We start from the raw sequence: 10,355 nt of genomic DNA, 5'->3' as shown, positions 1-10,355 counted from the left end.
GCACCGTCGGGAAGGGCGGCTTCGGCGCTCCCGAAGACGCCGTTTGCGATTGGAAGGGTCGCGACTAAAGCGACCGTTTGCGATTGGGAGGGATTCCCGACCTACGCGCGAGTGCCCGTACAGTAGGTATGAAAATGCTCTGTGGAGACATAGGTGACGTCCGACACCCAAAGCTGGTTGGGGCGCTCGGCCTCGAATTGCCGATTGACCCGGTCCAGCGGGCATGGCGCCTTGTTATCGCTAAGCGTGGTACGTACCACCTTGCCGCGGATGGCGCCACGCAGGCCCAGACGTCGCATGAGCCGCTCGACCGTACAGCGGGCCACCGCGATACCTTCCCGGTTTATTTGTCGCCAAACTTTGTCGGCACCGTAGACCTGCAGGATGGCCTGCCAGACGTGTTCGATATGTGGGATCAGGGTATCGTCGCGCTGGGCACGTGCACAACGCAGTGCGGGGTTGCGCTGCGGTGCAGCATAGCGCCTGTAGCCCGACGGGGCGATTTGCAAGACCTTGTGCAGATCGGCTCGACCCCGAAGCGCTCCCGATGCGCGTCGACGAAGGCCCTCGGGACTTGAGTCGGCGGTCGAGCTCCGCCTGGGCGAAAAACGCGCTAGCCAGCTTGAGGGTTCCATTGGCCTTGCGCAGTTCCTTCACTTTCCGCTCGAGTTCCTTGATGCGCTGCTGTTCAGCCGAGGTTAGACCGTCGCGTTGACCCGTGTCTCGTTCATGCCGGCGCACCCACTCCAGCAGTGTCTGGGGGGTACACCCAATCTTGCCCGCGATGGATTCAACAGCGGCCCATTGCGAGGGGTGCTCATTGCGGCACTCGAACACCAATCGAACCGCACGCTCGCGCACCTCGGGGGAAAACTTCGTAGACTTCCTCATGGCTCCATCTTCTCAAAGGTTGGAGCCTCCACCAAACCCGGGGCGGTTCATTGTCGGTAAGGCACTTCAAGATCAGTGAAGTAAAAGCTTTCCCCAGCGTACCCGATCGCGAACACATGGGGCCGGACCGAGATTCAACAACCGCCCCAATAGCGATTGATCTGCCGGCGTATCCGCATATTCGGCCTCGCAGCCTAACGAGAGCGAAAGAAAAGAGTTCCTCTTTCGATCCTGGTTTGAGTAGGGTCTGAAGGCGAATGTTGGATCAAAAGCGGGGAAATGGAAGGGCAGATTACCGGTACTGACCACAAGACTCGGCGGCACCAGCCGACGATTAAAAGCCGAAGAATCCGTAATGACAGCGCCGATCGGATCACCTTCCTTCCCGGCACCAAGTTTTTTCGCTGTGGCCCTGTCTCCAAACGGCACCTGAAGGAACCGCAAACTTGCAACCGGCAGGTCATTGGCAATCGCAAAATTTGCAAAGCCCAAGGCCGACCTGCCGCGATCCGCAACAAGGCAAAATCCGCCGGCGTTCGTGCTAGCCGCAGTCGAACCCTGAGCCGACGAACATCTCCTGTCGGTTGGCGCGCCGACAGTCGTGGAACGTGCCGTGCCGGCGGGGAGTTGATTGCGCCCGAACGTAGCCTGTACGTATTGCATACCCGCGATGGCTAAACTATTGGCTACCGAAAAACTCGCGGAATAGTCGGTACTGGGCGTCGCAAGGTCCGAAACCATACAGGCCCCGTCAGCATCTCCGATAGTCGCGGCCGAGCCGTCAACTGACTCGCACTTTTTGCCCCCAGGCCAAACGGTCCTGCGGAAATGTTGTGAGTGCGCTTGATCAAACGCAATTTGCAGAAATTGCACGCCGACCACGGGCAAGTCATTGGCTACCGTAAAATTCGCGAACAGATCGGCAGTCGACGAGCCGAGGTCCGATGCCATACAAAACCCTCCCGGATTTCCGGCCACAGCACGGGAGCCGTCGACCAACGTACATTCCGGACCCGTCGACGTCCCAGAACCCGAAAGTTCACCGGCTTCGCCAAGCATTTCGCGGTCGCCGAAGGTAACCTGAACGAAATTAAGGCTCGCTGCGGAGAGACTGTTCGCGACCGAAAGTTTCGCCATGTTCGCTGCGAGTTCGGTCAGGTCCGAACTCAGGCAAAACCCTCCGGCGGTAAACGCGGTCGAACCGCCTGCCGACGAGCATTCCGCAACCAAAGGGGTATTGTCATCCGCGGGAAGAAGCCGAGATCCGCTCAATGTGGGCCTGTTTTTGAAAGTCACCTGCAGAAACTGCAAGCGCTTTGCCGCCAGCTCGTTGGTGGCCGCAAAATTCGCCAGCTTGGCAAGCGAGGTGCCGATCTCCGAAGCCAGACAAAACCCTTCGGGGCCGGCGGCATTCGCACCGCCGGCAGACAGACATTCGGTGCGGGCCGGTGAAGCGATAACCGGGTTAATGGCGGAAACTGGCGTGCTGTGAATTGACCGCGCGCTCGCTGCGGCTGGAGGGCTGCTGGCAGCCGACATATTAGCGGAGCCGGCGGTCGGGATGCCCTGGCCGGAGTCGGGACAAAACTCTCCGGTATTCCAAGCATCCGTGCTCGAATCATCAATTGGAATACATCCCGTCAAATCCGTTGGTGTAGTCGAAACGGCGCTCGGAGTCGTTCCATATACGCTAATTGGAGCGAGAGCCAAATTGACTGCGATCGCACTACCCAACAATATCGTTTTTTCCATTATTGTGCTCCTAATCAATAGGAATCGGAGCGGGGCATGACCCTGAAAGGACTCCACTCCGTGTTATCCGCCCTCGTATAATAACCCTTTAATTGCTGAATCGATAAGCTGCCATAGCGGGTATCACGGTGCTGGGATATTTATTGCATTCGTTCGGGAAATTGTCCTGTCTCACTTCGAGATTATTTCCCTAAGGCCAGCCATTCAATTCTTCGTATGCTCCCCACCAACGGACTGTAGTCAGGAGGAATGGATATCTTCAAACTTTGGTCCGGGTATTTTTTGCCCGGTTTATTTGAGTCGATTAAGGATGGGGTATTTCGCACCCTGAAGGGACCTATTACCCGCTCCAACTCGGCAATATTTAGGAGTAATCACAATGAGGAAAATGATGTTTTCAGTGAGTATGTTGGCAACCATGATGATCGCCGCTCCAGCTATCGCCAGTGATTTCCATGCGCTCGGTGAAATTAAGGGCGCTACCCCCCTTCAAGACCAAGTCTTGGCCACTGTGGAAGGCGGATCGACATGCGGCATCGGTGGTGCCTCGACCGGAGGTCAGCCAGACGGTGGTGTATGCTTGATATCTTTTATTTCGCATCCGACCGGCGCTTCTGTCGGATTTGCGGTTACTAACCAGTTACCCGTAACAGGCGCGAATTTCCTGCAAGTTACCGGGTTATAAGGTAATCGTCTCGTGATGATATAGTCCCAAGCGGACAGCCTGGAAGATGGATGGCCGGTACCAGCCATCCATCCGACGGGTGGATGAATCCGAATATTACCCTGTATCTAGGTCTAATTAGCAAAGACCGAGGTATTAGGCTGTCTCTACAATATAGAGTATTGGGACGTGTATCCGGGGATTTCCATTTGGGTATCGAGTTTTACCTGAGCTATTGCGCCGGCAGTAAAATCCCTCCAACAAAACCGGGGCTTATTGGGTGAACAACTCAAAGGCACCGTAAAGTCATGATCTGCCCAAGGCGGCTGTCTACAGGCCACCCAAGTTCCGAATGAAACGGTATAAACTATTGTTTTCACGTTAGCAGGCTGGTGAAAAACTCTGCCGGTCGCACCTAATCAGGTAGTGTGGGACTGTGACCGGTTAAACTACCCGCTTTATTTTTTCGAGAACGACGATGCGCGGCAAAGATGTCACCCAAGGAGCCCTGTTTAGCTACGTGAACCGGGAAGACCGGGTTCCTCAAACGCATCCGTTGCGCCGGATGCGGCTGTTGGTGGATGGCATTCTGGCCTCGCTGTCGGACGAATTCGCGGCCCGCTACGCGCACACCGGGCGCCCGGCTCCGTTGCAAAAATGGTTTAAGCACGTTTCTGAGCCGTTCGGCCTGTCGCCGGGTCAGGCATACACGCTGAATAGCCGGTTGACGAAGCACGCCTCGGTTCGGCCACCGACGGCGTCGATCCAAAAGTCGAACTGGCGCTTCCGGAACATGCGCATCACCTCGAAGCCCTTGATCGTGGCATACGCCGTTCGCATCGACTGAAAGCCGAGGGTCGGCTTAATCAAGCGCTTCAGTTTACCGGGATCGGATTCAAGGCGATCATTCAGATATTTCACTTGCCGGTGGAGGCAGTCCGCCGGCAGCAAACCTTCCTTCTTCAGTTTGCGGATGGCTTCGCCGTAGGCCGGGTTCTTGTCGGTGTTGATCTTGCCTGGCCGGTAGTGCTTCGAGCGCCTCAGCGCCTTGGCCAGGAAACGCTTGGCGGCCTTGGCGTTTCGGATATCCGACAAGCAAAAGTCGAGGGTGCGGCCCTCTTTATCGATGGCGCGGAACAGGTATTTCCACTCGCCGCGAACCTTGATGTAGGTCTCGTTCACACGCTAGCTCGAGCTCAGGCGGCTCTGATACCAGAGCGTACGCTTCTCCAATTCGGGCGCGTAGCGCTGCGCCCAGCGGTACAGCGTCGTATGATCGACGGCGATGCCACGTTCCGGCATCATTTCTTCCAGGTCGCGGTAGCTGATGCCGTACTTGCAATACCAGCGCACGCCCGGCAGGATCACTTCGGGCGCAAAGCGCCGCCACCGGAATACGGAATCCACGTTTGACCTCCTATGTTCAGTCCCTCGCGGCCATCCTCGCTCGACAACACAGTTTTTGCAACGGAGCCTGTTTTGTGCCGGTGCAATCGCGATTCGGCGTTTTGACAGGAGGTGGACCAAATCCTTCGACAGTTGGTAGGTACCAGATCCGCGTCGGCCTGGCCCACACTGCGTGGTGTGCAACATATTCCGTAGCGATAAACTCTCCGCTTTCATACTTCCCCTCCCAGCGCCAAATAGAGATCGATTCGGTTGCTGAGCAATTGCCGCTTGACGGCGAGATGTGCGCTTTGCGCGTTCAGGGTGCTTCGGTAGCTGTCCAGCAGGGTCAGGATTTCGATGAAGCCGTGACGGTAGGAATAGACCGCCAGCTTTCGGCTTGCTTCGGTTTGTTCGACGGCTTCCTTGAGCGCCCGTTCTTCCTCCCTCAGCCATTCCTCCGCGGCGAGCGATTGTTCCACCTCGCGGAAGGCGTTGAGCGCCGTGTTTTTGTACAGATTGAGCGCTTCCTCCGCCAGAGCTTGGTTCAGCCGAATCTCTCCCTTGAGACGGCCGCCGGTGAAGAGCGGTTGCAGAAGACCTATCGCGACGTTCCAGACCGCCGCGCGGGGATCGACCAGTTCCGTCAAGGCCGGGCTGCGGGTGCCGCCGGTAGCGGTGAGGGCTAGGCGCGGCAGCAGCGCTTTTTGCGCGCTCTCCACCCGGAAATCGGCGGCGCGCAGGCGGTCGAAAGCGGCGATCAGGTCTGGGCGCCGTTCGAGCAGTTCCGAGGGAACCCCGGCCGACAGCGGCGCGGGCGGATCGGGCAAAGACGCCGTCGTCGCCAGATCGGCCGCCGGATAGCGCCCTAGCAAGACTTCCAGAACGCGAGTAACGATTTGAACCCGGTTGCGCGCAGCCGCCAACTGGGCTTCCGCATTGGCCAGGTCGGTAAGGGCCAGCCGCAGATCGAGGCCGCGCGCCAGTCCCCGGGCGAAGCGGCCGCGCACCAGGTCGACAATGGTGCGCCTGTCCCGGATCGACCGCTCGGCAACCTCGGCTTGGAGCTTGGCCTCTGCCAGTTCGAAATAAGCCTGTGCCGTTCGTGCCGCCAGGGATAGGCGCGCGGCGTGGAAATCGGCTTCCGTCGCGGCAGCTTCCTGTTGGGACGCCTGCTGGAAAGCGCGTATCCGCCCCCAGACATCCACTTCCCAGTCCAGCGTGAACAAGGCTTCGAAGGCGCCGAATTCGGTCGAGCCGAAACCCGCGCTACGCACCTGAGCGCGTTCGTAGCTCGGCGCGAAGAAAAGCTGAGGCCAGCGTCCGGCGCCATCGATACGGGCTTGCTGCCGGGCGGCCTCCACACGGGCGGCCGCGGACTTCAGGTCGTAGTTGCTTGCCAAAGCCTCATGCACCAAGGCACTCAAAGTCGAATCGGCGAATGATTCGACCCAACGCTCGGAAACCGTTTTCTGAGGGCCTGACGTTGCCGTCCAGAATGAGGGAATCCCCGCTCCGACATTTTTCGCGTCCCGATCTGGCGCCGTTCCACACCCGGCCAGAAGCGAGAGGACTAAGGTCAAGAGGGTAACCGACAACCGGACCAGGTCGATCCTACCGATAGCAAAACTCATCGGCCGGCAAGATCGTCAGGGATATTTCGCGTGTAGAGTCGACGACTCGAGACGGTTTTGCTGGGCGAGCAGGGATAGACGGGGCGTGCGATGGTTTCACATTGCGCGACGTCAATACCCAAGTGCGTCGGCACCAGTAGGAGATCGCGATCAGCGGTATCCATCAGATTCTGAATCAGCCGATAAAGTCGCTCGAAACAAATCTCGAAATAACGCGCCGACGGAAATACCCGGAATTCCGAAGACATGCCTGCATCGCGAGTTTGCGACGTAAGTTTCATCCCCCCTTATCCTCTGCTTATGAATTCAACGGTCTATCAAGTTAAGACGGATCAGCCAGCGAAAACCCGCATCGTCGACGAAAAAAATGCTGGATTCGAAGTCAGGAAGGAGAGGTTGTGAGGCGAAAACAAGATCGGACAGACGAACCTGTCGGGAAAAATGCTGGAGTGCCTATGGCGGGAAGCTTGCAGTCCGGTGTCGACCGGACGCATTGGCGATTTGCGTCCTTGTATTCATCTATGATCAGGTTGAATCGTGCATGACAATCGGCTGAACCCGTCATCGAAATTTGCAAGCGAAGGTCCAAAAAACGTATGAAGCCGTCCGAAACGCGGCTTTCGAAAATCCTTATCTCCGAGAAGAGAGCATCTGCGCGGCAGGCAATAGGGTCGCCCGTTTTTTCCGCGCAGTTCCGATCGCACTCGTCCGATGAGCTGGTTCTTGTGCAGCCAGTGCGTCTGTTCCAGCAGTCTAATCCCTTACGCCGAACCGTACTCCGTCGCCGACGCGATGACGCAATCGTTCAGAACCTTTCGATCCGATCCAGTGCCTGCGCCAGGGTCGCAACCGTACGCTCGATGTTTTGCAACTTGTCTAAGCCGAACAAACCCAGGCGGAAAGTCTTGAAATCGGGGCTTTCGCCGCATTGCAGCGGGACCCCGGCCGCGATTTGCAGACCGAGATCGGCGAATTTCTTGCCGGTTTTGATGGCGTCGTCGCTGGTGTAGCACACTACCACGCCGGGGGCGCCGAAGTCGGCCGCAGCGACCGATTTGATGCCGCGCTCGGCCAATATCCCACGCACCCGGCGACCGAGTTCCAGTTGCTCATCGCGCGCCTTGGCGAAGCCGTAGGCTTCAGTTTCGCGCATCACCTCGCGTAAAGCGCGCAGGCCATCGGTTGGCATGGTGGCATGGTAGGCGTGTCCGCCCTGTTCGTAGGCCTCCATGATTTGCAGCCATTTTTTGAGGTCAGCGGCAAAACTGGTGCTGGCGGTGTTCTCGATACGGTCGCGCGCCGCCGGGCTTAATACCACCAGCCCACAGCAGGGCGGGGCGCTCCAGTCTTTTTGCGGTGCGCTGATCAAGATGTCCACTCCGATTTGGCGCATGTCGACCCAGACCGTGCCGGATGCGATGCAATCGAGCACGAACAGGCCGCCAACCGCGTGTACGGCATCCGCCACGGCGCGAAGATAGTCATCGGGCAGGATCATTCCCGCCGAAGTTTCCACATGCGGGGCGAACACGAGATCCGGCTTCTCGCGGCCGATCGCGGCAACGACTTCTTCGATCGGCGGCGGGGCGTAGGCGGGCTGCGGTCCGGACTCGACGGGGCGCGCCATCAGGACGGTGGATTCCGATGGGATGCCGCCCATCTCGAAGATTTGGGTCCAGCGATAGCTGAACCAGCCGTTGCGGATGACCAGACACTTCTTGCTCGTGGCGAACTGGCGCGCCACGGCCTCCATGGCAAAGGTTCCGGAGCCGGGCACGATGACGGCCGTGTGGCCGTTGTGCACAGTTTTCAGGATACGCGAGATGTCGCGCATGCTTTCCTGAAACACCTTCGACATGTGGTTGGTCGCACGGTCGGTGTAGACCACCGAGTACTCAAGCAGGCCATCCGGATCGACGCTGGGTAGTAATCCAGGCACGGGTTTGTCTCCTCGTTGTTGATTTTGGCACTAATGCAATTTATGCGCCGTCTACGTTTGTGCTGATGCGCCGCTAGTACACCCGTCGAGTTCGTGGAGACGCGGTCGTAGCGGGAGCTCTGCATTGCCGAGCTCGGTGACGACCACCGCTTCCGATTGTCGGCAATACGACAAGCGCGAGCTTGCAATGGCATGGTGTAGCGCGCCAGAAGTTGTGGACGTCAACTCCGCCTTTTCCGGCGGGGGCGTGGCGGGCGCGCCGCTCATTATCCTGTTTTTGCGCATCGGATGCTCACGATACTCCGCTCAGCACTCCGGCACGTTCACCGGAATGTGTACCGCAAGACCACCCTCGGCGGTTTCTTTGTAGCGGCCATTCATGTCCTTTGCGGTCTCCCACATGGTCTGGATCACCGCATCGAGGGTGACCCTGGCGTCCGCCGGATCGCTGTCCAGGGCGATGGTCGCTGCGGTGATGGCTTTGACCGCGCCCATGGTGTTGCGTTCGATGCACGGAATCTGCACCAGCCCTCCGACCGGATCGCAGGTCAATCCGAGGTGGTGCTCCATGGCGATTTCCGCCGCCTGCAAGACCTGCTCCGGTGTACCGCCCGAAACTTCCGCCAGCCCCGCGGCTGCCATGGCGGACGAAACGCCGATTTCGGCCTGGCAGCCGCCCATGGCGGCGGAGATGGTGGCGTTTTTCTTGAACAAGGTGCCGATCTCGCCGGCAGTGAGGATGAAGCGGATGACCTTGTCTTCGTCGAAGCCGTCGACGAAGCACCAAGCGTACATCAACACCGCGGGAATCACCCCGGCGGCGCCGTTGGTGGGTGCAGTGACGACTCGTCCAAAGGACGCATTTTCCTCGTTGACCGACAGGGCGAAACAGACCACCCACCGGTCTACGTTGGCGAAATCACGGGGTTGACGCCGCAGAAGATCGGACCATTGTTCGATCGTCGTATAGTCGGCGCCGTTCAGCAATTTGCGGTGCATTTCCGGTGCCCTGCGCCGGACCCGCAAGCCGCCCGGCAGATAGCCTTCGCGGTGCACGCCGCGGAAGATACAGTGCCGGATTTCCCGCCATAGCCGAAGCGCCTCGGCGTCGATCTCGTCCCGGCATCTCCAGGCCTGCTCGTTCAAATAGGTCAAATCGGAGACCGACAAACCCAGCGCTCTGCAATTTCGCAGCAAATCCTGCCCCGAGTGGCAGGGATAAGGCGTCACGACGCGCGCCGCCGAAGCCTGCTCCATGTCATCGTCTGCGGCCACGAACCCGCCGCCCAGAGAGTAGTAGATACGCTCGAGAATTTCGCCGTCTGTAAGGATCGCCCGAAAACACATCCCGTTGGCGTGGCGCGGCAGGGTGGTCGAGCTCTCGAACACCAGGTCCCGTTCGCAGACGAAAGGAAGATTCCGTTTTCCGCCCAAGGGCAGCCAACCGCTGGCCTTGATAGCCGCGATCCGGTCCGGAATGACGGCCGTGTCGATCAGCGTGTAATCCTCGCCGGAAAGTCCCATCAACACGGCTACGTCGGTGCCGTGCCCGCGGCCGGTTTTGGCGAGGGAGCCATACAGCCGGACGGTCAGGGATTCGACCCGGTCCGGGTCGCCCAAGGCTTCCAGAAACAGCGATGCCGCCCGCCATGGTCCCATCGTGTGGGAGCTGGAAGGGCCGATACCCACCTTGATGATTTCGAACGCACTGATGGAATCCATAACTTTCGCTGCTGCGAGGAAGACGAACGGAGGAACGATTCAAAGCTTAACCGGGCCTTACCATACCACGATCCGGAAATCGGCCACCAAAAAGGCTCTCCGATTTCTTGCGACGCACTCGTTCGTAATACTCCGTCGCTACCGGAGAAGTTCCCCGTTTTCTAACAATGGCTCCCGTAAAGGCTGTCTTCGACCGTCGAGGCAATAGAGCGTTTTTCATCCCGGTGTACGGATTCGTGTTCGGGCGGGAAGAACGTAGATACCGTCTTAGAAATCACGATGCAAGCCCATGATTGGGATCGAACGGTCGGCCGGACTTAAGGACGCCGTAGGCCAGGACGAGGAGCTTGCGCATGGCGGCGCCGAC

Annotated in this window: 6 protein-coding genes, 2 pseudogenes and 1 other annotated feature; of the genes and pseudogenes, 1 reads left to right on the top strand and 7 read right to left on the bottom strand. The window is 58.8% G+C overall.

Features of this window, described 5'->3' with window-relative positions; translation table 11 throughout:
- Positions 1–140: 140 nt before the first annotated feature.
- Both ABJK70_RS13700 and ABJK70_RS13695 read right to left on the bottom strand, forming a co-directional pair.
- Positions 141–891: pseudogene (locus ABJK70_RS13700) on the bottom strand (IS3 family transposase); the annotation flags it as partial.
- Positions 495–613: a sequence feature (AL1L pseudoknot), on the bottom strand. Its footprint overlaps the pseudogene before it by 119 nt.
- A 72-nt stretch (positions 892–963) precedes the next feature.
- Entirely contained in the window at positions 964–2,643 is a 1,680-nt protein-coding gene (locus tag ABJK70_RS13695) for a hypothetical protein (protein WP_143735287.1), read from the bottom strand.
- Positions 2,644–3,022: 379 nt separating this feature from the next.
- Between ABJK70_RS13695 and ABJK70_RS13690 the strand changes: the two genes are divergently transcribed.
- Positions 3,023–3,328: a hypothetical protein gene (locus ABJK70_RS13690; RefSeq protein ID WP_077732335.1), complete on the top strand. Its 306-nt coding sequence runs from the start codon at positions 3,023–3,025 to the stop codon at positions 3,326–3,328.
- A gap of 756 nt (positions 3,329–4,084) precedes the next feature.
- On the opposite strand, the pseudogene ABJK70_RS13685 reads toward ABJK70_RS13690, so the two are convergent.
- From ABJK70_RS13685 to ABJK70_RS13665, 5 genes and pseudogenes are all read right to left on the bottom strand, one after another.
- Positions 4,085–4,714: pseudogene (locus ABJK70_RS13685) on the bottom strand (IS6 family transposase); the annotation flags it as partial.
- A gap of 212 nt (positions 4,715–4,926) precedes the next feature.
- Entirely contained in the window at positions 4,927–6,327 is a 1,401-nt protein-coding gene (locus ABJK70_RS13680) for an efflux transporter outer membrane subunit (RefSeq protein WP_347258243.1), read from the bottom strand.
- Entirely contained in the window at positions 6,324–6,608 is a 285-nt protein-coding gene (locus tag ABJK70_RS13675; protein ID WP_086135632.1) for a hypothetical protein, read from the bottom strand. Before ABJK70_RS13675 ends, ABJK70_RS13680 begins: the two co-directional genes overlap by 4 nt.
- A gap of 524 nt (positions 6,609–7,132) precedes the next feature.
- Entirely contained in the window at positions 7,133–8,215 is a 1,083-nt protein-coding gene (locus ABJK70_RS13670) for an aminotransferase class V-fold PLP-dependent enzyme (RefSeq protein WP_347258242.1), read from the bottom strand.
- 357 nt (positions 8,216–8,572) lie between these two features.
- Positions 8,573–9,988 carry an L-serine ammonia-lyase gene (locus ABJK70_RS13665; RefSeq protein WP_347258241.1) on the bottom strand — a complete coding sequence of 472 codons (1,416 nt, stop codon included), beginning with the start codon at positions 9,986–9,988 and terminating at the stop codon, positions 8,573–8,575.
- Between the last annotated feature and the right edge of the window lie 367 nt (positions 9,989–10,355).

The organism is Methylocaldum sp. (assembly GCF_039794385.1).
Classification (GTDB): domain Bacteria; phylum Pseudomonadota; class Gammaproteobacteria; order Methylococcales; family Methylococcaceae; genus Methylocaldum.
The sequence above is the reverse complement of the archived record's forward strand: the minus strand, read 5'-3'. Positions and strand labels throughout refer to the sequence as shown.

Excerpts from the sequence above, each read along its gene's own strand:
- ABJK70_RS13680 (WP_347258243.1), bottom strand. The coding sequence starts at position 6,327 with ATGAGTTTTGCTATCGGTAGGATCGACCTGGTCCGGTTGTCGGTTACC.
- ABJK70_RS13695 (WP_143735287.1), bottom strand. The coding sequence starts at position 2,643 with ATGGAAAAAACGATATTGTTGGGTAGTGCGATCGCAGTCAATTTGGCT.
- ABJK70_RS13690 (WP_077732335.1), top strand. The coding sequence starts at position 3,023 with ATGAGGAAAATGATGTTTTCAGTGAGTATGTTGGCAACCATGATGATC.
- ABJK70_RS13675 (WP_086135632.1), bottom strand. The coding sequence starts at position 6,608 with ATGAAACTTACGTCGCAAACTCGCGATGCAGGCATGTCTTCGGAATTC.
- ABJK70_RS13665 (WP_347258241.1), bottom strand. The coding sequence starts at position 9,988 with ATGGATTCCATCAGTGCGTTCGAAATCATCAAGGTGGGTATCGGCCCT.